Origin of the sequence: Nostoc sp., from assembly GCF_036917555.1 — a bacterium.
Lineage (GTDB): Bacteria > Cyanobacteriota > Cyanobacteriia > Cyanobacteriales > Nostocaceae > Nostoc.
Map to the genome: position 1 here is coordinate 67,509 of NZ_JBALDD010000007.1, position 26,151 is coordinate 93,659.

23 protein-coding genes and 1 pseudogene are annotated in these 26,151 nt (G+C 41.0%); 7 read left to right on the forward strand and 17 right to left on the reverse strand.

The window, feature by feature from the left end; translation table 11 throughout:
• The first annotated feature begins 43 nt into the window (after positions 1–43).
• Complete coding sequence (locus V7K60_RS02690; protein WP_334922712.1) at positions 44–1,201, forward strand: XdhC family protein; 1,158 nt, start codon at positions 44–46, stop codon at positions 1,199–1,201.
• A gap of 5 nt (positions 1,202–1,206) precedes the next feature.
• Positions 1,207–1,842, forward strand: a complete 636-nt coding sequence (locus V7K60_RS02695; protein ID WP_334922714.1) for a nucleotidyltransferase family protein — start codon at positions 1,207–1,209, stop codon at positions 1,840–1,842.
• A gap of 228 nt (positions 1,843–2,070) precedes the next feature.
• Here the strand turns inward: V7K60_RS02695 and V7K60_RS02700 are convergent, their stop codons facing one another.
• From V7K60_RS02700 to V7K60_RS02735, 8 genes are all read right to left on the reverse strand, one after another.
• On the reverse strand, positions 2,071–2,481 hold the full coding sequence (locus V7K60_RS02700) for a peptidoglycan-binding domain-containing protein (RefSeq protein WP_334922716.1): 411 nt from the start codon (positions 2,479–2,481) through the stop codon (positions 2,071–2,073).
• A 247-nt stretch (positions 2,482–2,728) separates the two neighbouring features.
• Entirely contained in the window at positions 2,729–4,096 is a 1,368-nt protein-coding gene (locus V7K60_RS02705; protein WP_334922718.1) for an NAD(P)/FAD-dependent oxidoreductase, read from the reverse strand.
• A 138-nt stretch (positions 4,097–4,234) separates the two neighbouring features.
• Positions 4,235–4,480: a hypothetical protein gene (locus V7K60_RS02710; protein ID WP_334922720.1), complete on the reverse strand. Its 246-nt coding sequence runs from the start codon at positions 4,478–4,480 to the stop codon at positions 4,235–4,237.
• Between the two features lie 38 nt (positions 4,481–4,518).
• Entirely contained in the window at positions 4,519–5,181 is a 663-nt protein-coding gene (locus V7K60_RS02715; protein WP_334922722.1) for a cytochrome c oxidase subunit 3, read from the reverse strand.
• Positions 5,182–5,316: 135 nt separating this feature from the next.
• On the reverse strand, positions 5,317–6,972 hold the full coding sequence (locus tag V7K60_RS02720; protein ID WP_334922724.1) for a cytochrome c oxidase subunit I: 1,656 nt from the start codon (positions 6,970–6,972) through the stop codon (positions 5,317–5,319).
• Complete coding sequence (locus tag V7K60_RS02725) at positions 6,962–7,885, reverse strand: cytochrome c oxidase subunit II (protein WP_334922726.1); 924 nt, start codon at positions 7,883–7,885, stop codon at positions 6,962–6,964. Before V7K60_RS02725 ends, V7K60_RS02720 begins: the two co-directional genes overlap by 11 nt.
• A gap of 32 nt (positions 7,886–7,917) precedes the next feature.
• Positions 7,918–8,523: a DUF2231 domain-containing protein gene (locus V7K60_RS02730; protein ID WP_334922728.1), complete on the reverse strand. Its 606-nt coding sequence runs from the start codon at positions 8,521–8,523 to the stop codon at positions 7,918–7,920.
• Positions 8,520–9,014 carry a DUF2231 domain-containing protein gene (locus V7K60_RS02735; RefSeq protein ID WP_334922730.1) on the reverse strand — a complete coding sequence of 165 codons (495 nt, stop codon included), beginning with the start codon at positions 9,012–9,014 and terminating at the stop codon, positions 8,520–8,522. Before V7K60_RS02735 ends, V7K60_RS02730 begins: the two co-directional genes overlap by 4 nt.
• Positions 9,015–9,807: 793 nt before the next feature.
• Between V7K60_RS02735 and V7K60_RS02740 the strand changes: the two genes are divergently transcribed.
• From V7K60_RS02740 to V7K60_RS02755, 4 genes are all read left to right on the forward strand, one after another.
• The gene (locus V7K60_RS02740; protein ID WP_334922732.1) at positions 9,808–10,620 is read left to right on the forward strand and encodes an SDR family oxidoreductase; all 813 of its coding nucleotides are present in this window, start codon (positions 9,808–9,810) and stop codon (positions 10,618–10,620) included.
• 166 nt (positions 10,621–10,786) lie between these two features.
• The gene (locus V7K60_RS02745; RefSeq protein ID WP_334922734.1) at positions 10,787–11,725 is read left to right on the forward strand and encodes a cation diffusion facilitator family transporter; all 939 of its coding nucleotides are present in this window, start codon (positions 10,787–10,789) and stop codon (positions 11,723–11,725) included.
• A gap of 70 nt (positions 11,726–11,795) precedes the next feature.
• Positions 11,796–14,210: a glycoside hydrolase family 15 protein gene (locus tag V7K60_RS02750; protein WP_334922736.1), complete on the forward strand. Its 2,415-nt coding sequence runs from the start codon at positions 11,796–11,798 to the stop codon at positions 14,208–14,210.
• 433 nt (positions 14,211–14,643) lie between these two features.
• Positions 14,644–14,796: a lmo0937 family membrane protein gene (locus tag V7K60_RS02755; RefSeq protein WP_104909758.1), complete on the forward strand. Its 153-nt coding sequence runs from the start codon at positions 14,644–14,646 to the stop codon at positions 14,794–14,796.
• Positions 14,797–14,908: 112 nt separating this feature from the next.
• On the opposite strand, the gene V7K60_RS02760 is transcribed toward V7K60_RS02755, so the two are convergent.
• From V7K60_RS02760 to V7K60_RS02790, 7 genes are all read right to left on the reverse strand, one after another.
• On the reverse strand, positions 14,909–15,076 hold the full coding sequence (locus V7K60_RS02760; protein WP_334922738.1) for a hypothetical protein: 168 nt from the start codon (positions 15,074–15,076) through the stop codon (positions 14,909–14,911).
• 26 nt (positions 15,077–15,102) lie between these two features.
• Positions 15,103–15,456: a methyltransferase domain-containing protein gene (locus V7K60_RS02765; protein WP_334922739.1), complete on the reverse strand. Its 354-nt coding sequence runs from the start codon at positions 15,454–15,456 to the stop codon at positions 15,103–15,105.
• A 90-nt stretch (positions 15,457–15,546) separates the two neighbouring features.
• Positions 15,547–16,755, reverse strand: a complete 1,209-nt coding sequence (locus V7K60_RS02770; RefSeq protein WP_334922741.1) for a 4-hydroxy-3-methylbut-2-enyl diphosphate reductase — start codon at positions 16,753–16,755, stop codon at positions 15,547–15,549.
• A 95-nt stretch (positions 16,756–16,850) separates the two neighbouring features.
• Positions 16,851–17,708: an SGNH/GDSL hydrolase family protein gene (locus tag V7K60_RS02775; RefSeq protein ID WP_334922743.1), complete on the reverse strand. Its 858-nt coding sequence runs from the start codon at positions 17,706–17,708 to the stop codon at positions 16,851–16,853.
• Between the two features lie 160 nt (positions 17,709–17,868).
• The gene (locus V7K60_RS02780) at positions 17,869–19,263 is read right to left on the reverse strand and encodes an ammonium transporter (RefSeq protein ID WP_442944326.1); all 1,395 of its coding nucleotides are present in this window, start codon (positions 19,261–19,263) and stop codon (positions 17,869–17,871) included.
• 339 nt (positions 19,264–19,602) lie between these two features.
• Positions 19,603–19,773: a hypothetical protein gene (locus V7K60_RS02785; protein WP_334922747.1), complete on the reverse strand. Its 171-nt coding sequence runs from the start codon at positions 19,771–19,773 to the stop codon at positions 19,603–19,605.
• Positions 19,774–19,958: 185 nt separating this feature from the next.
• Entirely contained in the window at positions 19,959–20,282 is a 324-nt protein-coding gene (locus V7K60_RS02790; RefSeq protein ID WP_334909225.1) for a YnfA family protein, read from the reverse strand.
• A gap of 249 nt (positions 20,283–20,531) precedes the next feature.
• Here V7K60_RS02790 and V7K60_RS02795 point away from each other — a divergent pair, with 249 nt between their 5' ends.
• Entirely contained in the window at positions 20,532–25,172 is a 4,641-nt protein-coding gene (locus tag V7K60_RS02795) for a GAF domain-containing protein (RefSeq protein ID WP_334922749.1), read from the forward strand.
• A gap of 346 nt (positions 25,173–25,518) precedes the next feature.
• Here the strand turns inward: V7K60_RS02795 and V7K60_RS02800 are convergent, their stop codons facing one another.
• Complete coding sequence (locus V7K60_RS02800) at positions 25,519–25,674, reverse strand: hypothetical protein (RefSeq protein ID WP_334922751.1); 156 nt, start codon at positions 25,672–25,674, stop codon at positions 25,519–25,521.
• 265 nt (positions 25,675–25,939) lie between these two features.
• A pseudogene (locus tag V7K60_RS35020) lies at positions 25,940–26,056 on the reverse strand (IS701 family transposase); the annotation flags it as partial.
• Between the last annotated feature and the right edge of the window lie 95 nt (positions 26,057–26,151).

Below are 26,151 nucleotides of genomic sequence, written 5' to 3' on the forward strand. Positions count from 1 at the left end.
CTCAAGCTGACAAACTGCTAAAAACAGAAAAACAAGCAATCAAATGAACGAATTACAAGCAATTTTAGAAGGCTTCCAGTCAAGTCAAAAAAATGGTGAAATTACTTTTCTTGCTACTGTAGTCAAAACTCAAGGTTCAACCTATCGCCGACCGGGTGCCAAAATGTTGATGACAGATACAGGTCGGATGATTGGAACAATCAGCGCTGGTTGCTTGGAAAACGACGTATTTGAGCATACTCAACAACGAATGTCGGACGGCGAACCAATTGTTGTTACTTACGATAACACCGCCTCGGAAGATATTCTTTGGGGCTTTGGTTTGGGGTGCAATGGGACAGTGCAAGTTCTCATCGAACGTCTTGAAAAACAAAGTTCACCAAATGCGATCGCTTTTACACAAGAGTGCTTTGATCAAAAACATTTGGGTATTATTGCTACAGTCTTTGCCTTTGAAGGCGAGGTAGATGTGAAACTTGGGTCGCGCTTACTGCTGTATCCAAATGGTAAAATTATTACTGATATCAAAGATTCAAATTTAATTCAATCTCTGCTTGCAGATACTCAAGTAGCTTTTACTAATCAAAAGTCTAGTGTAAAAAATTATCAGTTACCTTTAGGCCGTGCAGAAGTTTTTATTGAAGTCATCCAACCACCCACGCGTTTAGTAATATTTGGTGCTGGTTATGATGCTGTACCCGTAGCACAGTTTGCTCAAGCATTAGGTTGGGATGTTACTGTAGTCGATTGTCGAGCTAATGAGGCAACTAGAGCGCGATTTCCAATAGCTTGTGATGTGATTCTCACTCGGCGAGAAATTGTAGATAAACAGGTATTTATAAATGCCAACACAGTTGCTGTAGTGATGACACATAATTATCTTGATGACCTGGAAATTTTGAAAACGTTGCTGCCATCTCCTGCACGGTACATAGGGGTTTTAGGGCCCAAGGCGCGTACTGAAAGATTGCTTGAAGATTTAGGTTCGCAAGGAATAGTTTATAGTACTGAACAATTAACTAGATTGCATGGGCCAATTGGGATTGATATCGGAGCAGATACACCAGAAGAAATAGCGATCGCTATTATTGCAGAAATTCAAGCAGTGCTAAAAAATCGCAATGGTAATTTTTTAAGAAATCGCAATCAACCAATTCACCAATGCTATGAAAGCAACTCAAACTTGCTACTTACCACATAGTTTTTATGACTGCTATAGATAACGAGAAATCAACCATAGCCATTATGATTCTTGCTGCTGGTGCATCTACTCGTATGGGTACACCGAAACAACTATTGCTTTACCAAGGGCGTAGTTTTTTAAAATATATTACAGAAATGGCGATCGCTTCAGTTTGTCAACCTGTGGTAGTAGTACTTGGAGCCAACGCCGAACAGATTCATCCCCAAATTAAACAACTTCCCGTTAAAGTAGTTAAGAACTTGGATTGGGCTTGTGGAATGAGTACTTCAATCAAAAGTGGTGTTGAATTGTTAAATAATCTTCCGCAAAAAATAGAAGCAGTAGTTATTACACTTTGCGATCAGCCATTTGTTTCTCCCCAAATTATTAATCAACTTGTTGATGCATATTATTCGACAAAAAAATCGATTATTGCTTGTAAATATGGGGATACATTAGGTGTACCTGCTCTATTTAGTCAGGCATTTTTTTCAGAACTTACTGCTTTAAAAGAAACTTCAGGAGCAAAAAAAGTTATTAATAATAACATCAATGAAGTTTTTTCTATTCCGTTTCCACTAGGGGATATGGATATTGATACACCAAAGGATTACGAAAAATTGCTATCAATTACTAGAGGGATTTTTGAAGTATCTTGAAGAAGATGGCTAAAAGCAAACAAGTCGGGAAACCCCCTTCTCTACGAGACGTTTCGCGTTCGCATAGCGTCTGGTAGAGAATAACTTGCTGGCTCCACAATGCAGTGGCTCCGCGACCTACACAGATAGAAAAATAGAAAAAGTCGGGTTAGTATTTTAAGGCTAGAATTTATTTCCTAGCCTTTTGTCTTTAAAGCATTTCAGCAATCAGGATATTAGTAAACTATTTTACTTAAGAGCAGCTAAAGTCCGATGTCCAATTATTCCATCTGCTCTTAATCCTTTAGATTTCTGAAATTTGATGACAGCTGTACGAGTCTTGTTATCAAACACACCATTCACACTTGCTGTATAAAATCCTTGCTGTTTTAAAGAATTCTGAGCAGTTTTCACTGTCTCTCCTCTGCTGCCTACTGTCAGTACAGTACCAGTACTACGCTTTGCTAAATGATTAGACTTGTGCTTGGCATTAAGCTTTGGTACAGCATTAGCTTTTTTCATGGTGTTGCCTTGCTGAGTACTTTGGGCAGTATGGGTAGCAGTAGCCGGATTTTGGCTTTTATTATTAGTTAAAGAGTAAGCAGGCATAGCAGTAGCTAGAGTCAAAACAGGGAGCAAAGCAAGTACTTTCCAATTCATCTTCTTGTTCCTTACAACTGTATGAGATTTTGCAATTTTTATTTAAAGAGTCATCTTCATAAGGAACTGTGCCTTAAGTGATTCTCCTCTGTAGATTCTGGTGTGTGGGTTTAGTCTGAGACTATTTCCCAAGCCAGAGCTATAGCATCACACGTCGTATTGACAAAGCTATTGCGAAATTGTGACAAAAGCATGACTAAATGTATTAAAATTTATGTCGCACGAAATTGGGACAGATTACTAATCCCTAGTCTCTTTTATTCTCCGAACCCAACATTTTCAATAATTTCCTGGCAGCTAAAACGCCCATAACTCCTGCACCAACCACTTCCACTGCTTGGACAACTTTTTTGCCTACATCATGAGGGTCAAGGTGGTGATGAAAAATCTCTTCATCCACCCATTCAGTTGTTGCTTTAAAGTCATGAATTGGTGTTGGCAATAGTGTTAAATAAGTACCTTGACGAATTAAATGCCCGGATTCGCCTGCAACTTCAAAAATATTGAATAAGTTAGCAGCAGCATCATTTAACCCTAATTTTAAGAGAGTTCCGCGTAGATTTACCTTTGCTGGTTTGAGGTCTTCACCTAAAGCTAATGCTTTCAAATTTTGGGCAATATTGGCTCCTTGCTGATAAGCAACTTGGGCTGTTGGTGGTAGTGATTTATCCTCAACTGCTACACAATCACCGCCTGCAAAGACTTCAGGAAAGTCGAGTAGTTGCATAGTAGGAGTAACTAGGAGGCGATCGCTACGATCCCGATGTTCTTGGGAAATTGGTAAATCTTTAATTAGTGGATGAATAGAAGTACCAGCTGTCCAGATTGTGGTGTATGTTGGCAATGTCTCAATTTGCTGATTCCGCTTATATTCAATGGCGTTGGCATGAATAATAGTGGCTTCTGTTCCCGTAAGTATTTCAATTGGGATCGTGCGTTTTTGTAATTCTTTCTCAGCAATTGGGCGCAGAGGATCGTTAGTATCACCATTGAGGATTTCTTTACCATGATTGAGCAATACCACCCGGATTTCAGTAGAATTTCCTCCCATAGCGCTATACCAATGTGGGAGTAAATCAGCTAAGGTAGCTGCCATTTCCACACCACTTGCACCACCACCAACCACAACTACTGTTAGCAGTTGACGACGTTGTTCTGGATCTTCAGTTTTGATTGCTTTTTGCAAACAATCGCCTAAATGCCGATCGAGAGCGATCGCATCTGCTTCTGTCCAAAAAGGGAAAGCGTATTCTTTAGCACCTTCAAGATGATGATAAGCAGTAACACTACCCAAAGCTAAGACTAAGTTACTGTAGTTGTAGGAGTTTCCCGAAGCTAATTTAACTTGTTGTTGATGCAAGTCTATCGATTCCACTGCATCTTGAACAAAAATTACACCGCTGCCTTTAAGCAATTCTACAAAACGTGGTACTACTTGAAAAGCATCCATCTCGCCACTGAAATATTCGTAGAGTAATGGCTTAAAGCAAAAGCTTTCATTTTGATCGATCAAAATTACAGAGCGAGGATAATGTTCGTGAGCTAGGTGTAAGGCTGTAAATAAGCCGGTGAAGCCACCACCGACAATTATAGTTTGATAAACTGGGCTGTTCATAAAATATCTCCCAAGTATTGTCAAATAAATTAATTTGCCAGGATGTAACGCATTTAAATCAGATTGTTTTGTCTGGTACAGAGATGTAAAGAAAGAGTCAAAACTAAGACTTTTGCGAAAATACAAATGACAAATTCACTATATAAATAAAAATAATGCAATTAAAATAACGCTGAGGAATAAAGCGAAAGCAATAGCGTATTCGACTCTACGACTAAAAAATCCCACAGCAGCAATTAGAGCGATCGCTAGCCCAATAATGCCAATATATTGCTCTTTTTGTAAACCTTGTGCAATGAGTGGATCTTTACCTGGTGCGGGAGTTTCTTGAACTGCTTTTGGGGCGAGTTCTGAGGCTGGTAGTTCTTGGATGAATAAACTCATAAAGTTACTCCTGAAAATACTTGGTGAACTGAAAACTTTTATGCCTGCCAAAGGTAGATAAGCGAGAAAAGGAAGACCCAAACTACATCAACAAAGTGCCAAAATAAAGTGGTTGCACTTGTACCGAAGTGAGTCTTATTATAATTGCCTGGAATGAATGAGCGAATCAGCATGATTATCTGAAGCACTACACCAGCTAGAACGTGTAAACCGTGGAAACCTGTCAGCAAATAGAATGTGGAACCAACTAATCCTGTAGTAATCTTGAAATCAAGATTTTTCCACTCAATTAATAGACCAATTAAAAAGTAGGTTCCCATTGCGATCGTTATCAGCCATAGCCCGCGAAATTTACCCAATTGATTTCGTTTGAGGGCATTTTCTGCTGGCTGAATAACAAAGCTGCTAGAAAGCAAAACTATTGTATTAATAATTACGAGTTTAGACAATTCTGGCCCAGAAATACCGGGTGGTAGCCAGTTATTGGTATTCAGTCGCAGAACAACATAAGTAAAGATAAAACTCAAAAAAATGATACTTTCCGACAACAGGAACACAGTAAATCCGAACATTCCTTTACCATGATGATCTTCATGACTTCCGCCACCACTTGGCAGAAAGCGCTGTAACCAATTTGGTAAGCGTCGCCGCCACTGGTCAAAACGGATCGGACTTTCATCTGTATGAGTGCGACGTTGCATAATACCAATTCGTAATTAATAAATTCAGCTTTCATCTGGGTTTTTGGACATAGCGAATTATCTTTAGAAAACCTCCGCGTACCTTTGCGTTGAAAAAAAAGCTAGGATTTGGCGCAGCTTTATAAAGAAACGGAATTACTCACCATTATCAGAATTTTCCACGAATGAATATTTTGGATCGCCATAGTCGTAAGGAGGTCTGTTGACAACAGGAATCTCTTCAAAGTTATCTCGCGGAGGTGGTGAGGAAGTTGTCCATTCCAATCCTGTCGCGTGCCAGGGATTATCAACTGCTCTGGCTCCGTATAGCCAGGAACCGACAATGTTAGCAATAAAGGGCAGCGTTGATGCTCCCAGTAAGAACGATCCCAGGCTAGCGATGACATTCCATCCCTGATACTGGGGATCGTAGGAGGAAATTCGGCGTAGCATTCCTTGCAAACCTAACGGATGCATGGAGAAAAAGGTGATATTGGCAGGAATAAAGGTCAACCAAAAATGCAGCTTACCCCAACCCTCGGCGTACATCCTGCCAGTTATTTTGGGAAACCAGAAGTAAATTCCGGCAAAGATTGCCATTGTGATGGTATTAAAAACGATGTAATGGAAGTGACCTACTACAAAGTAAGTATTATTGACGTGGATATCAAATGGCGTGGCAGCAAGCATCACACCAGTGACACCGCCAAAAATAAACATTACTGCACCTCCCATTGCAAATAACATTGGTGTCTCTAGGTGCAACTTGCTCCTCCAGATTGTGGCAGTCCAAGCGAATGCTTTAACACCAGTGGGTATAGCAACTAACATTGAGGTGGCCATGAAGGTCATCCGCATCCAGTCGGGGGTCGCACTGGTGAACATGTGATGCACCCAGACGAAAATACTGACTACAGCGATACCGAAAGAAGCAAGAGCAACTGACCGATAGCCAAATAAGGGATTGCGAGAAAAGGCTGGCAGAACTTCTGCAATAATACCGAAGGCTGGTAGCGCCATGATATACACTGCGGGGTGAGAGTAGAACCAAAATAAATGTTGGTAAATGATCGGATCGCCGTTTCCTTCAGGTTTAAAAAATTGTGTACCGAAGGAGAGGTCAAATAACAGTAGTATTAATGCACCTGTCAAGGCTGGTAAGTTAATTAGCTGCAACAACTGGGCACTGAGAACCGACCATACAAACACGGGCATTCGGAAAAATGTCATCCCTGGCGATCGCATCCAAAAGATAGTAGTAACAAAGTTGACAGCCCCCATAATTGAAGAGATGCCGATTAGTACTAGGCTAACTATCCAAATAAATTGACCGTTAATCAACTGATCGCCTGGAACTTGCAGACTAACTGGTGGATAAGACCACCAACCAGCTTGTGCAGTCCCGTTAGGTAGCAAAAAGCTAGACAGTAGTAGAAGACCTGCTGGTGGTAAAATCCAAAAAGAGATGGCGTTGAGCAGGGGAAAAGCCATGTCCCGCGCTCCAATCATCAGGGGTACTAAGTAGTTAGAAAGACCTGCATTGAAGGGAATAACCCACAGGAAAATCATGATTGTCCCGTGCATGGTGAATAAACCATTGTAGAGGGGGCGATCGACTAAATTTGCTTCCGGGGTGAGCAACTCAGCACGGATAATCATCGCCAACAGCCCACCGAGAAGAAAGAAGATGAAGGTCATCACCATGTACTGAACACCGATTACCTTATGATCGGTGCTGAAACTGAAATATTGCCGCCAGTCATTTTGATGTTCTCTATTCTTGGCTATAGCTTCACTCATATCATGTGTCATTATTTATCTTCCTTTGATTCGCTATAGCAGGTTGAGGAGGTGTAATGGTGTGCCAGCCGCTTTTAAATAATGTCTTTGGTGGTTGGATATTTTCGGCAACTGCCTGATTTTTATCGTTCGCAGTTTCGCTAGTAACTGTTTGCGTGAGCCATTGATTATACTTATCAAGGGATTCAACGTATACATCTGCCTCCATTAAGGCAAAGTAAGTACCACTAAATTGAGAATCTTTCAGTCGATATTTACCTGGGCGAATGGGTGTTAGCACAATGTCAATCTTGCGCCCTGGCACAATATCCTGCTTTAAGCGAAACTCAGGAACGTAGAAACCGTGGATTACATCCTGTGCTTGCATCTTTAGGCGAGTGCTGCGATTAATCGGCAAGTGTAATTCCTTGCTGGTAACATTATTTGGATAGCGGAAAGACCAATCCCACTGCTTAACGAAAACATCAATTGTTTCAGATGCAGGTTTGGGGACATCGCTGATAGTTGCAGCGTAGGCGGGTGCAGATTCTAGGGGTGTGTGCAAATGCACAATTTGGTTTAGACCCAAAATATCTAATTGCTGATAAATATTGAAACTTTGGAAGGCAATCCATACTACTAACAGAGTCGGGATTGCTGTCCACAATATTTCCAGCCTCCCATCACCTCTAGAAGGGTGTCCCTCGCTGTAGTCTTCCGGGCGGGCACGATGAAAGGCGATCGCATACACAATAACACCAATCAGCCCCAGCAAGATGAATGCTCCAATTGAGACTAAAAAACTAAATAAATCATCTACCCGTTGTGCTTCTGCTGTCGCTTGGGGAGGCATCCAAGAAAACGCCTGTTGTCCAATCCATCGACTGACAATTAGCAGCCCGGCGACATAAAACGCTATTAGTACATATTCAAAAAAACTAAACATAATAATCTCATGTAAGAGTGCTTCTTGCTTGATTATTTGGGTAGTAAATTTGGGTTTTTACCTTCTTGGAGTAACTTTGCAGCAGTAACGTGAATTCCAAACTCTTCTCCCAATTGCGCTCCCAAAGTTCCGTGGACAAACAAGATGCCCAATATTGCAATACCTGCTAACAAGTAACTCCACTGCACTTGCCTAGAAGCATCCTTGCGCCAGCGATAGCGTTGTAAACCTCTCCATACTGTCATGGCTGCGATCGCTCCCAACAGCAAAACGCCACCTAAACCATGCAAAAGCATCGTCCAACCAGCAGTTAACCCCCAAACGCTCTTTTGATCGATTGGTGGATTTGCTAGCAGTAGCTCGAAAAAACCAGCTGCAACCGTGAAAAAGGTGATAAAAGCTGCTCCTATGAGGTTATACCAGCCGACATCAAAAAAACCAGAACGGAGGGTAGGCAGACCCAAAAATTTGAAGATTGGTTTTTCTAAAGCAAAAAGCGCTCCGGCAATATCAAAAACGATCGCAAGAATGAATAAACCCAATGTTAGATGCACCAGTTGCGGATGTATCGGAATCTCATAAGGTAATCCGTTAGCATTCAGCCTCAATCTCAACTGGTCAATCAGTTGCCAGTTCATGGCGAAACTCCCTGCTTCATTCCTTGCACAACTGGCTCAATGTGTAACCCATACACCCAAACTAACTTGCTCCCTAGATAGACTTGCAAGCACACTAAGCAGATTAAAAAGGTTGCTGCACCAAGGTAAGCAGGTGGTACTTTCCGTGGAGTGCGTTTGCGAATCACGAAACGCCAAGCTGTAATGCCAACAACAATAGCCGCCAGCGACCAACCCATCACCGTATGAAAATTCAGTGTTGGTTGGACTGCTGGGTAAATGTTCGCCAGACCTGCTTCAAACTGACCAAGAATCACCGCTAAAAAGATAGCTGCTGAGGCCACAAACATATTCCAGAAACTCACTTCAAACAACCGCACGTTACGGGTGAAATAGCCCAGCACATCGCACACGAAAGAAAAAAGCACCATCGCAATTACAAAGTGGACAACGATCGGGTGTAGAGGGTCAGGGTATGGTAAATTTTGGTTATTCAGAGACAGAGCAGGCATCGCTTTCTCCTTCATGAGTCTAAATATGTAGATGCGTTGCATGGAATTTCCATCCGCCTAACGCACCATTCATATTTTCAAGAATACTGTGCTAACGCCACAGATCAACCAATTAAAAAACATTGAAAATTTATGATGCACTGAAATACTTCAAGTAACTTTTGAAATAAAAAACTTTTTACATACTTACTTTTTTCAGCAATTATTTTTCATTAATGTCAAAACTTACTAAAATAACTATCTTTTTTATTGATCATATATTATATGTAAATTTGCCTTTACAAAAATTAAAAGAGGGTTATTTATGATTAGATAGGATATTTGACAATAGCCAATCAACTCAGATACTTTAGAGGCAGCTAAAAAGTCTTTAACGTCTTATTTATATGGGTTTATTACTTTAGCTCATTTTAGATTTGATTAACTAAAAATTTTACTTTAACCAAACTTGCTTTGAATATACCATAAATCTTTATTGAGATTGATGTTAGCTTTCAAATTCCAATTTTACAAATCTTGAAAATAAAAACAAACTATTGCCACACAAATGACAAATAATTGAAACATCATTTATAAAAAATATGCTAATTATCATTCTCTGGATAGATTAGAAAAATCCTAGATATTCTTAAAATATTAAAAAGGTTTTGCTTTATTCATAAATAGCTTACTGATTTGACAATTTAAATCACCAAGTTACTACTATGTCCAAAAAGCAAAAATAATATCATGAAAGTCTTGCAAATATTCAGACACTCACAACGAATCAAGTTTTAAAAGTATTGAAAGCATTATGAGCTATTCCCCTTACCTGCTCAAAGGTCAAAAAGCACTTGTAACGGGTGCTAGTTCTGGTATTGGTGAAGCGATCGCTCGCTATTTAGCTTTATCAGGTGCAGCAGTAGCTATCAACTATCATTCGGAAGCTGAGTCAGCCCAAAAACTTGTTGATGATATCAAAGCGGCTAATGGTGAAGCTTATGCTATTCAAGCTGATGTCAGCAAAGAAGACGAAATAAAGGCGATGTTCAGCCAGACGATCGAGCAATTCGGTACTATTGACATTTTAGTAAACAATGCAGGTCTTCAAAAAGATTCACCGTTTGTAGATATGACCCTTGAGCAATGGAATAGAGTTATTGAGGTGAATCTGACAGGACAATTCTTATGTGCGCGGGAAGCTGCAAAGGAATTCTTACGCCGGGGTGTACAGCCCCATATTTCATCTGCCGCAGGTAAGATTATTTGTATAAGTTCAGTGCATCAGGTAATTCCTTGGGCGGGTCATGTTAATTATGCTGCTAGTAAGGGCGGTATAAATATGATGATGCAAAGTATTGCTCAAGAACTTGCACCCCATAAAATTCGCGTTAATAGTATTGCCCCTGGTGCAATCAAAACCCCAATTAATAAATCAGCTTGGGATACTCCAGAGGCAGAAGCAAAGTTATTAAAACTGATTCCAGCAAAACGTGTGGGTAATGTAGAAGATATCGCTAAAGCAGCGGTTTGGTTGGCTTCTGATGACTCTGATTATGTCTATGGTACAACTCTATTTGTAGATGGTGGTATGACCTTGTATCCAGATTTTACAGAGAATGGTTAACTGATAGATAATGCCTACAAAAGTTACTGTTAATCCTGGTTTGATAACAATCAACGATTAAATTTGGCTGTAGGAGACGTTTTGACACAATGTCAAACCAACCTAATGGGAAGTTACCCATCTGGATGGTGAATTAGAAGTTTCTGGATAATTATTATTTACTCTCATGGCATCTGATTCATCTCATAAAACTATATTTGCAGCGATGGGCGCTAACTTAGCGATCGCTATTACTAAATTTATCGCTGCCTCGATTACTGGCAGTTCCGCCATGATATCTGAAGGGATTCATTCGGTGGTAGATACTGGCGATCAACTAGTACTTTTGCTGGGAATTCGGAGAAGCCAAAAGCCAGCAGATGATAGCCATCCCTTTGGTTACGGTCAAGAACTTTACTTCTGGACTTTCATCGTTGCTATCCTCATCTTTGCCCTTGGCGGCGGGATGTCAATTTATGAAGGAATCACTCATTTAATTAAACCTAGCCCTTTAGAAAACCCAATGTGGAATTATATTGTGTTAGGTATGGCAATATTATTGGAGGGTTTTTCTTGGACTGTAGCTTTAAAAGAGTTTTTGCCGACCAAGGGTAAACAAAATTTCTGGCAAGCAATCAAAAACAGTAAAGATCCCACAGTATTTACAATATTATTTGAGGATACTGCTGCAATTTTAGGTTTATTCGTTGCCTTAATCGGAATCTTTTTAGGACATTTATTTAATAATGTTTATTTTGATGGCATTGCCTCAATTATTATTGGCATTATCTTGGCTATAGTAGCAGTGGTACTAGCAAGAGAAAGTAAAGGATTGTTACTTGGTGAAAGTGCTAATCCTCAAACTATAACCAATATACGCTCTCTGTCCAAAACAGAACCAGGAGTGCAAGAAGTTGTACGTGTACTAACAATGCAGCTTGCTCCAAAAGAAGTATTACTCAACTTAGAAATTCAATTTTCTAAAAATCTTACAGGTGAGGAAATAGCCTTAACTGTAGAAAGTTTAGAAGTAAAAATTCGCCAAAAGCATCCAGAAATAAAACAAATTTTTATTGAAGCAAAATCCTTAACTGCAGCTCGCAAATTTTCGCCAACTTCTGAATAAATTTTTAATCACACAAATATCAAACACAGCATTTTCAAAATGCACTCAAAGCTTATCACTACAATAAATTATGGTAAAGATTATTGGTCAAGCAGAAGCTTTTGGCTCACCGGGTATTGAGCCTCGATGGACTCAAGCGAATAAAGATGGAGTCGGAACAGCTTACTCTACCTCTAGTAACATTTGGTTTACTCTTTGGAACGGTATTGTCACTGAAATCTACCATCCCACAGTAGACAGACCCCAAATTCGGGATTTGCAGTATCTAATTTCTGATGGTAAAAGCTTTTTCCACGAAGAGAAACGCCATCTCGAATCCAAAGTGGAACCGATGTGGACTCATGGTTTAGGATACCGCATCACTAATTCCGATCCACAAGGACGTTATGCCGTAATCAAAGAAGTGATTGCCGACCCGCATTTCTCCTGTATCTTACAGCACACAAAATTAACAGGAGAGAGCGATTTTATCTCCCAACTCCATTTATATGCTTTGTGTGCGCCGCATCTGGAAGTTGGAGGTATGGGTAATAATGGTTATGCTGTAGAGGTTGCTGGGCATCGTATTCTGATAGCCGAGAAACAAGGAACATGGCTGGCACTAGGTGCAACAGTTCCCTTTACCCGCCTTTCCTGTGGTTACGTTGGTGAAAGTGATGGCTGGACAGATTTAGCTGACAATTTCCAAATGGATTGGGAGTTTGATAGTGCTGTAAATGGCAATCTTGCTTTAACTGGAAAACTAAATCTAGATAGCACTAAAGAGTTTACTTTAGGACTGGCGTTTGGTGCAAACTCGCATAATGCAATTTCCACCCTATTTCAGTCGCTTAATATTCCTTTTGAACAGCAGAAGCAGCAATACAACGAACAGTGGAACCGATCGCGCCGCAATATCCGACCCCTAGAAAATGTTTCCTATAATGATGGAAAGTTATATCACAACAGCATTAGTTTGTTGTTAGCACATGAAGACAAAATTTATCCTGGTGCGTTGATTGCATCCCTTGCTATCCCTTGGGGTGAAGCCAAAGACGACCAAGACGAAGGAGGATATCACCTTGTCTGGACGCGGGATATGGTAAGTAGTGCATCAGGTTTAGTGGCTGCTGGTCAAACAGAAACAGCAGTGCGATCGCTAATTTATCTCGCAACTAGTCAGCAGGAAGATGGCGGTTTTGCCCAAAATTTCTGGGTTGATGGTGAACCATACTGGAAAGGTATCCAACTAGATGAAGTGGCATTTCCGATTCTTCTAGCATGGCTATTGCACCAACAGAATACTTGTTTAAAATTCGATATTTATCCGATGGTTCTGCGGGCGGCGGGTTATTTAATTCGTCACGGCCCAGCTACCCAACAAGAACGCTGGGAAGAAAACAGTGGTTATTCACCATCAACACTAGCATCTAATATTGCCGCCTTAATCTGTGCTGCTCAATTTGTTCGTAAACGTGGCGATGAAGCAACAGCACAATTCATCGAAGAATATGCCGATTTTTTAGAATCTCACATTGAAGACTGGACAGTAACTACTGAAGGAACTTTGGTTCCTGGGATCAAACGGCATTATATCCGAATTACTCCTTCAGATATTAATAATCCTCAACTTAACGAAAATCCTAACCAAGGAACTGTTTTGATCAACAGTCAACCTTCTGGTGAACCAGCAGAATTTCCAGCCAAGGAAATTGTTGATGGTGGGTTTCTACAATTAGTACGCTATGGAATTCGTAAACCAAATGACCCGATTATTGTTGATTCTGTGAAAGTAATTGATGCAGTTTTAAAAGTAGATACACCCATTGGGCCTTGTTGGCATCGTTACAACCACGATGGTTACGGTCAGCAAGAAGACGGAAGTCCTTATATTGGCTGGGGTAAGGGACGCGCTTGGCCTCTCTTGGCAGGAGAGCGAGGACATTATGAACTAGCTGCTGGCGGCGATGTCAAAACATATATCAAGGCGATGGAAGGATTTGCTTCAGACACTTGTTTGCTACCAGAACAGGTTTGGGATGAGGCAGATATCCCTGATATCTATATGTATTTAGGAAAACCAACAGGTTCAGCGATGCCTTTAATGTGGGCGCACGCAGAGTATATCAAGCTGCTACGGTCAACTCATGACGGACAGGTGTTTGATTTTATTCCAGAGGTGGCAAATCGCTATCTAGGCGAAAGAAAGCAGTGTAAATCATTGGAAATTTGGAAGTTTAACCGACAAATCAGCCAAGTAAAAAAAGGTCAAACATTGCAAATTCACGCTTTAGCATCTTTTCAATTGCACTGGTCAGATGATAATTGGCAAACCACACAAGATGCACTTTCTACTTCCACAAAGTTAGGAGTGAATTTTGTAGATATTTCTATTTCTGATAACCAGCAACAGCCAATCAACTTTACCTTTTTCTGGTTTGAAAGCAGTAAATGGGAACAACGCAATTATACGGTTGCAGTTGACTCGAAGAGACTCCGACTATAGAGCAGTCCTGTCGTTTGAGGTAATGATGGGGGCAGTTAACTGACAGCCCACAGCCGCTACCTTTATCTCAATACGCTTGGGTTAGCGCCAAAAATCTTAAACTGTGTAGGTTGGGTTGAGGAACCTAGCAAGATCCCCTACCACTTCCCTACGGGACGCTACGCGAACGTGGAAGCAAGCTACACGTAGCGTCTCTAAAGGAGAAGGGTAAACCAACGTTTCCTGGGCTTTGTTGGGTTGCGCTTTGCTTAACCCAACCTACAATTTTTCTTAACTGATCTTTATCTAATTAAATAGTAACGAAAGATTAAGCATACCAAGTCATTTTGAGTGATGGCGCAAAGTAATCTTTCTTAGGGCAAATAGAATAAAAGTGAAGATAGGGAGTAAAATATTTGAACAAATTAAAACTGATTTGATTCAGAACAAATATATGTTGAGTATACTTTGGGGTATTGTTGTTATACTGGTTGCCTTTTGGGCATTAGGACTGACACTTCATATTGCTGGAAATCTAATTCATGCAGTGTTGCTTATAGCCATTGGCCTTGCTATCTATAATTTTTTCAAAGCGCGTGATGTGTGAATAAATATAGTGTTTCCTAATCATATAAGGTACATCATAGTCCATCATAGTCCCCTCCTCGCTTGTGGGGAGGGGGTTGGGGGTGGGGTTCTTCTACCTCACTCATTATCTTTTACCCTTTAGCTGATGTTGCTACTTTATCGGCAATTACAAACAAATAATCTCCCTGATTGTTTTCATACTTTTTGAGAATCTCAGTAATACGTCCTGTATTGAGATCTGCTGCTAGCTTTTGACACCTGGCGGCAATTTCATCAGCAGAAGCTATCAAAGCAAACATAGAAATTCCAAACCGGACATTTTCATCTAAATATATTTCAGGACGATATTTACCACTATATAAAACAGGTCTTGCAAGTTTTTAGAAATAGAATAAGGTTCGATATTTACTGAGTTAAAACCTGCCTCATTGAGAGTATATCTGACCTGTTCTAAACTTGGCATCTGTTCAGCTGATTTATGTATAGCTTCTGGAAAATATTCGACTAACCAAGATTTACTTATTTGTTCTAGTGTGGCAGTAAATAATACAAAATTACCAGCCGCTAATATACGGTAAATCTCCTTAAAAGCAGGGATTATTGCCGCAAAATGATGTATTGCCAGCGTGTATAATACACCAGAGAAACTTCTATCAGCGTAATTTATAACAAATAACAAATAAATTATCTAATCTTGTCAGGCGAGCAAGATGCCCACCCCACAAGAATTAATTGAATGTTTTTTATTTGAAAATCCCTCTGAGAACTGTTAAACCAGTGCTGCTGTTGCTTTTAATCTAAAAATCTTCTCAATCACATCTTCTACCACCTTATCAGGCGTAGAAGCACCAGAAGTAATTCCCACAACAATTTCTCCATCAGGCAACCAGTTTTCTGTAGTTATTAACTGCCCATTTAATTGCCGATGTTCAATGGAATACTCTGATTTAAGGCGTTCAACAGTATCAATATGATAAGAAGGAATTCCTCGCTCAAAGGCAATTTGTTGCAACTGAGTAGTATTCGAGGAATTAAACCCACCAATTACTACCATCAAATCTAAATTATGTTCCACTAATTCCAACATGGCATCTTGGCGTTCTTGAGTGGCATCACAAATAGTATTGAAGCTTTGGAAATGTTGATTTAACTGAGTGGGGCCATACTTCTGTAACATAGTCCGCTCAAAAAGCTTGCCAATTTGCTCAGTTTCGCCTTTAAGCATGGTAGTTTGGTTGGCAATGCCAACTCTTTCTAAATCGCAATCAGGGTCAAATCCTGCTGAACAAGCTTTCGCAAATTTTGTCAGAAATTCTTCATGATTGCCACCATTGATAATATAGTCAGCAACATAAGCTGCTTCTTGCAAATTCAACACAATTAAATACTTGCCAGCGAAGGAACTAGTCGCAACTGTTTCTTCGTGCTTATATTTACCGTGAATTATTGATGTATAATCGACTTTTTTGTGCTTTTCTACTGTATTCCAAACTTTAGAAACCCAAGGACAAGTTGTATCAACAATTTTGCAGCCTTTATCATGAAGTATCTGCATTTCTTGAACGCTAGCCCCAAAAGCAGGTAAGATAACTACATCACCAGTGCCAACAACAGAAAAGTCTTTTTTAGTTCCTTCAATGGGGATAAATTCTACTTCCATCTCCTGCATGCGCTGATTTACAGAAGGGTTGTGGATAATCTCGTTAGTAATCCAGATGTGTTCTGTGGGGAAGTGCTGACGGGTTTCATAGGCCATTGCTACAGCCCGTTCTACACCCCAGCAAAAGCCAAAGGCTTGTGCTAGTCGGATTGTCACATCACCCCGTTGTAGGGTGTAATTGCGATCGCGAATTTCCTGAATCAAGTTACTCTGATACTCAGATTGCAACCGGGTGGCAACTTCTGCTTGATGACCAAAGCCCTTGCGATTGTAATTTTCTGAATGTTGGAGGCTGCGCTTAAAAGCTTTTGTATCCATTAGATTTGTCTACTTAAATTACTATTGCTTATTTTCTTGCGCCTAGACGCGATTGATACAGAGTTGTCTTCAAAGATATTACTTCTTTTTGGGCTTTAGCCTTTTTCTGTCGCAGGAGGTTGACGCTGGGGTTTTAATTCAATTTCGCTATAAATCTGCAATGCAGAACGCCAAACCATATAGCCTTCAGGACTTAAGTGTAAACCATCAGTAGTAAATTCGCGGCGGAGATTACCTTGCTTGTTGGTAAACAGGGGATGTAAATCGAGATATTTGACACCTTTTTTGGTAGATATGCTTTGCAGTTGCTGATTCAACTCGCGAATGCGACTATTGGCAACAGCCAATAGTTTATCTCGTTCTTTCCAAGTTGCTTCTTCTGCGCCATGTGGCAAAATTGATTGGACAACAATTTGGGCTGTGGGATGCGTCTTTCGTAGGTAATTGATAATTTGCCGCTGATTATCTAAAATTTCCCGATTGCTCATCCCCCGAATTAGGTCATTAATGCCAATCATCACAAAAATCACCTCTGGCTGGGTGCGGTCAAATATTTTTAATCTTTTCAAGAGTCCATTGCTGGTTTCGCCAGAAATTCCTTGATTGAGCCAATTTTTACCTTCGGGTAATAACTCAGGAGGAAACCACAAACTTAGAGAATCTCCCGCCAGGATGGTTAAATGCGCAGGATGTTGGTCAGCAGCGACCTTGGCTTCTTGGTTGAGGATATCTACCCACTTTTGATAAGTGAGTTGGTGACGGCGACCTAAATCAGGTGTAGCAATTTGCGGTGAGTCGTTTAGGTTAATTGACTCTGGGGATGTCGTTATCCCAAAAAAAGCGGCCAATCTCTGCTGTTGCCAAATTAGCAGGATGACCGCCAACATTAGGATGCCGTTGGTTAACAGCGAGAAAAATGCCCAGATAGGAAAGGTTTTTGCAGATGTAGACACGACTAGCGAAATTTACCAATTATTTGAATCAAATTTTAACGCTAGCGATCGCAAATTACACAATCTTAAATTGGGCATTGGGCATTGGAGAAGCAAACAGAAAGTTCTTTCCTCCAAACTCCAAACTCCTAACTCCAAACTACTAACTCAGCACTCATTACTAAGTAGGACGATCGCCAAACTCGGAGTTGTAACCTTCTTCGCCGTGTTCGTTGATATCCAAACCTTGCAATTCTGCTTCTTCTTTGACTCGCAGCCCGACTGTAGCATCAATAATCTTGAGAATAATCCACGTACCAACACCTGCGATTAGATAAGCAACGGCAATTGCTACTAGTTCAACTCCCAATTCACCCAAATTACCGCGCAGTACTCCGTCTTTACCTCCTCCGTTGACTTGAGTCGTAGCAAAGATGGCCGTTAAAATTGCCCCGACTGTACCACCAACGCCATGCACGGGATAAGTATCTAAAGCATCGTCAATTTGCAGCTTATGCTTGAAACTCACAGCATAGAAGCAAACAAAGGCGGTGATGAAACCAACTAAAATCGCTGATAGCGGTGTGACAAATCCGGCGGCGGGCGTGATACCCACCAAACCAGCAACGGCTCCTGTCGCTGCTCCCACGGCGGTTGGTTTATTCCGTAAAACGCTTTCCAAAATTAGCCACATTAAAGCTGCTGCCGCTGCCGCTGTATTGGTAGCAACAAAGGCTGTTGTTGCTAAATTTGTGACTACATTACCAGAAGTTCCACTGGCAGCTGATAAGGCACTTCCAGCGTTGAAACCGAACCAACCAAACCATAGCAAGGCAGCACCCAGCAAAATAAATGGAACGTTGTGCGGAGGGCTAAGACGATCGGGATGGGTTTTCCGAGGGCCAAGGACGATCGCTGCTACCAGAGCAGAAACGCCAGAACTAATATGAACTACTGTGCCACCTGCAAAGTCGAGGGCACCTAATCCACCGTACAAACCCAAGAATCCACCTTTTGCCCAGACCATGTGGGCCAGGGGGGCGTAAACAAAGGTTGACCACAGGAGGACAAACAGCGAATAGGCGCGGAAACTCATCCGCTCTACTATCGCCCCAGAAATTAAGGCTGGGGTGATAATGGCAAACATGGCTTGGTAAATCATGAATGCCTGATGCGGTATTGTTCCGGCATAAGAGACGACTTCCGGCGGGTTTGACCCTTTGAGATAATCAGTTATTTCTAACCCAACATTATTCAACCCAAGCCATTGCAATCCACCGATGAACGGTAAACCTGGCGCAAAGGCAAGACTATAGCCCCACAGAATCCAGGTAACTCCAACGATCGCCATTAAGACAAAGCTCATCATCAATGTGTTTAGGATGTTGCGCGATCGCACAAATCCACCATAGAAAAACGCCAATCCTGGAGTCATTAGCAGCACAAGTGCTGCTGAAATCAGCATAAATGCTGTGTCTCCAGTATCAGCAGTAGGCGGGGCAGCAGTTGGGGTTTGGGCAAAAGCATTGCCCATCAACGGCCCTCCTAAAAATAGTAGGGTGATAGCTCCAATCATCACAACTTTCTTCAACACTTTTTTTTCTTCCTAACCAGCAATGATTTGTATCCTTAACTACATTTGATTACTTTTATTGACACATTTTTGTCTTGAAAGTTACTTAACCCGAATTTTCTTGAAATGTTAACAAAAATATAAACCGGATTGTAGTTGCCAAGATTTAAATTAGCGTATAAACACGCAATCATTACATTGCATCTTTTTTTTTTAAAGAGAAGAATAGTATTTTATGCAAGCCTGATAAAATTCCAAATTTTTATTTACCTACTGTTACAAAGCAAAATACTGGTAATAATTTAAAATTATTGTCAAGTATCACCAGTATTTTCAGAGAATTTAGACAAAATATACAGCAGATTTAAACTTCTCTACGAACGCAAACAGCGTGTTCAAGACAGAGGCTACACTAATGTCAGGTACAGAAATACCCCAACCTGCGCGATCGCGATCGTCTCTTAGAGAAAAAAGAAGCAAGTAGCGTAAAGGTTGGGGAGAAGTATACCTCATGTAGTTGCAAAATACTGCCTCATGAGTTTTCTTTATATCTCCCGCATAAACACGTAGATATCCAGATACCTGCTTCTGACAGGTTAGTTGCAAAAAAACTTTTGCAATTTTGCGTGAGATTATTATCTGTTTCAAAGGGAACAATATAAAAGTTATTGGTCAAAAAAATAATATAGAAATTTTACTTAACTTCTGGGAGCAAACATGATAATTAAAACACTCACTAAGGCTAAACATACTCCGATTAAGTCGTAGCGGTCTGGAGTTACGCCGTCTACCTTCCAACCCCAAAGCATTGCCATTGCGATAAACACGCCGCCATAAGCCGCATACACTCTGCCAAAATTTGTTGGTTGTAAAGTTGCAATAACCCCATAGAAAGCTAAAGCAATTCCCCCTAATATGCCCAACCAGGACGGCTTACCTTCGCGCAACCACAACCAGATCAAGTAGCCGCCCCCAATTTCCAATAAACCAGCCCACAAAAAATACAGCAGAGACTTAATCATTTGACGGATTATTTAATAACATATAACTCAGTAAAATTACGCTAACGCTTTTAAGTAAACTATTGCCATTAATTAAGGTAAGTTTATTGACCAAATTGGGCATGGAGCACAAGAGGCAGAGGTGCAAAGGGGCAAGGGGGAAAACTGCAACTTCTCCTCTACTTATCTGCCCCTTGCGCCCCTGCTCCCTTATCCCTCCACTCCCCACTCCCTATTCCCTACTCCCCAGAATGTAGATAAGGCTCAAGGATGAAAGCACCATTACCTGATAACGAAGCACAGAGAATCGAGACACTTTTGCAGTATAAGATTCTCGATACGCGATCAGAAGCCACCTTTGACGATCTGACTCGTTTAGCCTCGTATATTTGTCAGACTCCTATTGCCTTAATTAGCTTAATTGATACAAATCGCCAATGGTTTAAGTCGAAAGTCGGTTTGGATGCCCCAGAAACACACCGAGATTTTGCATTCTGTGCCCATGCCATTCTCCAGCCTGATATTCTGGTCGTGCCTGATGCAAGAGATGACGAACGGTTCGCTACAAATCCACTGGTGACATCTGATCCAAATATTCGGTTTTATGCTGGTGTACCTCTAACAAACCCTGAAGGATACGCCCTCGGAACCCTATGTGTAATTGACTACGTACCACGAGAACTTAACCCAGAACAAATAGAGGCATTACGAACTTTAGGTCGTCAAGTCATTAAGCAACTGGAATTGCGCCGAAATTTAGCCAGTTTGGTACTTGTTACCAAGAAAGGCAAACAGGCACAGATGGTAGGCAAGCAATTTTTCAAAAAGATTGCAGCAAGTTTTGGTTTATCGTCAATAATTTTAGTTCTGATTGGGGTAGTTTCTTATCAAAATACAAGAGTATTTAATAATTTTAATCACAGTATAGTAAAAAATACCTGTAAAAAAATTAACAGCCTAGAGAAAATACTGTCCCAGGTAAAGGATGCTGAGATTGGACAACGTAGTTACATCTTCACTGGAGAAAAACTTTATCTAAAATCGTATCAAACAGCACTTGGTAACGTCGATCAAGGAGTTGCCAAGCTGAAGAATTTAACAGCAGATCAACCGAATCAACAAAAGCAGATTGCAACGCTTGAATTTCTGATAACGGCTAAACTTACTGAATTAAAACAGACTATCGACTTGCACCAGAACAAGGGATTAGAGGTGGCGTTGCAAGTACTGCTGAGAAACGACCAACAAAATCTCATGGATGATATCCGCAAGGCGATCAATGAGATGGAAAACGAGGACAGGGGACGAATCCGACAGCAGTCACAAGCAGCAAAGACTTGGACTCGGAACACAATTGTGATACTGGCGATCGCTTTAAGCCTAAGTTTTATCGTTCTTGCTATAGTCTACTACTTGATCTATCGTGAGGTTATAGAACGGAAGAGGACAGAAGAAACCTTAAATCAAGAACGCAACTTTACCTCAGCAGTCCTTGATACAGTTGGCGCGTTGGTAATAGTTCTCAATTCTCAAGGGCAAATCGTTCGTTTCAATCAAGCTTGTGAGCAAATAACTGGTTACTCCTTTAATGAGGTGAGGGGTAGGTATTTTTGGAACTTGTTCCTCATTTCTGAAGAAGTAGAGCCGGTCAAAGCAGTTTTCGAGCAATTGCTAACTGATCAATTCCCCAATGAGTACGAAAATTATTGGGTAATGAAGAATGGTAATCGGCGGCTGATTTCCTGGTCGAATACCATTTTAAAAGACTATGAGGGCTGTGTTGAATACATTGTTGGCACTGGCATTGACATTACCGATGGCAAACGAACACAACAGCATCTGACTGCACAATATGCTGCAACCCGCGTCCTAGCAGAGTCTGCCACAATTAGCAAAGCTACTCGCCAAATATTGCAAGGAATCTGTGAGAGTTTGAGATGGGATTTGGGTGAAATTTGGATGGTCGATGAGCAAGCAAATGTGCTGCATTTTCTCGATATCTGGCATAAAGCATCCCTTGAGATGCAAGAGTTTGAAACACTGAAGCGGCAAACCACCTTTACACGAGGAATTGGACTACCTGGCCGGGTTTGGGCTAGTTCTGAACCTGTTTGGATTGCTGATATCGCTAAAGATATTAATTTCCCTAACTTCAAAATAGCTGCTCAAGTAGGACTACATGCAGCTTTTGGTTTTCCGATCCGCAGCGGTAACAAAATCCTCGGTGTCATTACCTGCTTCAATCGTGAAATCCAGCCGCTTGACGAAGATTTAGTAAAAGCGATGAATTCTATCGGTGAGCAAGTAGGGCAATTTATCCAGCGTAAACAGGCTGAAGAAGAAATACAACGCCAAAATTTGCGATCGCAACTATTTACTGAAATCACCCTGAAGATTCGTCAGTCTTTGGACATCGAAGAAATTCTCCAAATCACTGCAGAAGAGGTACAAAAGATTCTCCAGACTGACCGAGTTTTAATCTATCAGCTTTTGCCAGATCAGTCTGCAAACACCGTTATTGAAGCAGTAGTTTCTGGCTTACCAGCAATCAAAGAGCAAAACAACACCGCCCCCTACTTTGAAGCAGAATATCTCCAACAGTACTATCTACAGCAGTACCGTCAAGGAAAGATTTTCGGACTGGATAACTTGGATCTCCTGGAAGTTGAACAAAGCCATCTGGAATTAATGCAACAGTTTGGGGTCAAAGTCAATTTAGTTGTACCCATTCTTGTTAAAGAAGAACTTCGCGGTTTGCTCATAGTTCATCAGTGTGACGATTCCCACCACTGGTCTAGCTTTGAAACTGATCTTTTGCGGCAAATAGCCGACCAAGTAGGTATTGCTTTAACCCAAGCCCAACTATTAGCAGCAGAAACTCGTCAGCGACAAGAACTGGAAATTGCCCGTCGCCAAGCCGAATTAGCTTCTCAGACGAAAAGTGCCTTTTTGGCAAATATCAGTCATGAAATTCGCACGCCGATGAACGCTGTATTAGGAATGACCAGTTTGGTGTTAGATACTCCCTTAGACCCAGAACAGCAAGATTTTATTGAAACAATTCGGAGTAGTGGAGACGCTCTTTTAAGTTTAATCAACGAGATTTTGGATCTTTCCAAACTTGAGGCTGGAGAGATGGCTCTCGAAACTCTCGATTTTGACCTATCCACTTGTGTGGAAGAAGTGGTGGAATTATTGGCTCCCTCAGCCCATAACAAGGGATTAGAAATTGCCGCACTGATTGATCGCAACGTCCCCACCCAACTCAAAGGAGATACTGGTAGGCTGCGGCAAATTTTGATGAACTTAATCAGCAACGCGATCAAATTTACCAGCGCTGGCGAAGTATTAGTGCAAGCCGAATTGCGTTCGCTTTCCTCGACTACAGCCACCATCCATTTTGCCATTACAGATACAGGTCTTGGCATTAGCTCTGAAGACCAACGCAAACTCTTTACGCCATTTACCCAAGTGGATGCTTCGACCACTCGCAAGTATGGTGGTACTGGTTTGGGATTAGCCATCTGTAAACAACTTGTAACTTTGATGGGAGGAGTGATTGGGGTAGAAAGTCAGATGGACAAAGGATCTAAGTTTTGGTTTGAGGTGCTTTTTACCAAACAAGTTGAGCTTGTTGAGCCAAAATGCGAACGCAGACTTTTGCAAAATTGCCGCTTATTGGTAGTGGATAACAACGCTACTAATTATAAAATTATCTCCCATCAAGCTACTCATTGGGGAATAGAGGTAGATCGAGCTGACAGTATTGCTGCCGCCGTTAAAGTTATTCAGCAAGCTAGTGAGCAGGGGAAATTATATCATGTTGCCTTGGTTGATATGCAAATAGCCCAAACAAATGGCATGACAATAAAAGAACAAATTCCAGCCAATTCTGCAATTGCTAAGATCCCTTTGATTATGCTCGCCTCTACTAATCAACGGGATGAAGTGCAACAGGCACTCAAAATCGGATTTGCTGCTTATTTAGTCAAACCCATTAAGCCATCACGACTCCTTGATGCCATCATAAATATTTTAGAAACTCAGCCGGAATCAGAACAAGGGTTTAGAGGCAGGAGGCTAGAGGCTACAGAAGAAATTCCGAGTACAGAAACTTCAGGTATTCTGACTTCTTCCCCTAACTCCTCTACTAAATCCAAGTTAAGAATTCTCTTAGCCGAAGATAATTTGGTGAATCAAAAAGTAGCACTAAAGCAACTCCAGAGTTTGGGCTATAAAGCCGATGTCGTTGCCAATGGAAAGGAAGTTTTGCAGCTATTAGAAAAAATTCCTTACGATTTGATTTTAATGGATTGCCAAATGCCAATTCTCGACGGTTTGGAAACCACAAAAGAAATTCATCGTTGGCAAGAGGACACTTTTGCATTGGGTCATCGTCCTATAGTGATTGCGATGACAGCTAATGTAATGAAAGAAGACGAACAAACGTGTCTAAATGCCGGAATGGACGACTATTTGAGTAAGCCAGTATTTAAAGAAAAATTGGCTGAGACTTTAGAGCATTGGACAGGTGTGATCGTTTCCCAACAAGAAGCAGCTGTGTATGAACAGACAGTTTCCACTGACTTAGCAATTGATTGGGAACACTTGCATCAAATATCAGGAAATGATGAAGAATTTGAATTAAATCTATTGCAAATATGCGTTGAAGATACTAAACCCCGTTTAGAGATAATTAAAGCAGCGATCGCATCTGATGACTTTGGGCAAATAGCGCGACAAACTCATCACCTTAAAGGAGCTAGTGCCAACATTGGAGCCACAGCTATGTACTTAGCAGCTGACAAATTAGAACAACTAGCTAACGATCAAGACCTTAAAGGTACTACTAATTTAATTTTAGAATTAGAAGAATTTGTCAACTGCATTCAATACTTTTTAATTAAATAGGACTTATGCAAAAGTAGACGTTGTAGGGGCAATTTATGAATTGCCCCTAGGTGAAAATAAGGGTTTCAGCTATTGTTTGCGTAAGTCCTGTTAAAAACAAAGTCGTGAAGGAGGCAGGAGGCAGGTGGTCACTGAGCGAATGCGAGTGCGTCTCGTAGAGAAGGTACTGGTTTTGCCGCGCTCGTGCCAAATGCTGAAAAATGGTCGCATGAGGCGATAGTTGCAAGGTAAAATGCGCGACAAGAGTGGATGGAAAAGCTGAAGATGGCAGAGATTTTTGGGGAAAAACCAGCAAAAGAGTTTCTTTACGAGTGTTGAAATGATGATCCTGCTTTACAGATTGTGATTAAAAAACTATTGGCAAAGTTTGGGCAATGGGGAATCGCTTGCGTAGATAGGGTGTTTGGGTAGTGCAATTGCCCAACATGGCAATGCTGTCGGGTGATGGCTTCCATGACACTGCATCAACAACAATTGCCCGATCTATCCCAACAATTGACATTATGTAAATAAAATACTACATTCGTAGTATAAAAGAATAGCCTCCTCAAAAGCATTGCAATAATGCTTTCTTGGGTCTGTAGCTCTAACGGTAGAGTTCCCAGATGTCACTTGTGCCCTGACAGAAAAAGCTTACATACTTCAATACCTTTGCCAAAATACGAGGCTACAAAAATTTTGGTAAAAACGGCAAAATGACTCATGTCCAGGACTTACGCAACTGTCACAAGCGAGGGCGCGGCGCAGCCGTGCCAAGCGCCAAACAACTAGACAATAAACATAGGAATATCCGGACGTTTTAGTTGCTCAACTAAATAATTTGATAGCAAAGAGTGCTTAATTTGATAAATGGTTTGTCCGCTTTTATACGCTAAATCTTTGAGACTGGAGTTTAGACTAAGCAGCAAGAAATGGCTCAGCAGTGCTGAGTTTAGAAAAGACAAACTTCAAATGATGAAAATATTTGAGATTAAGCAGA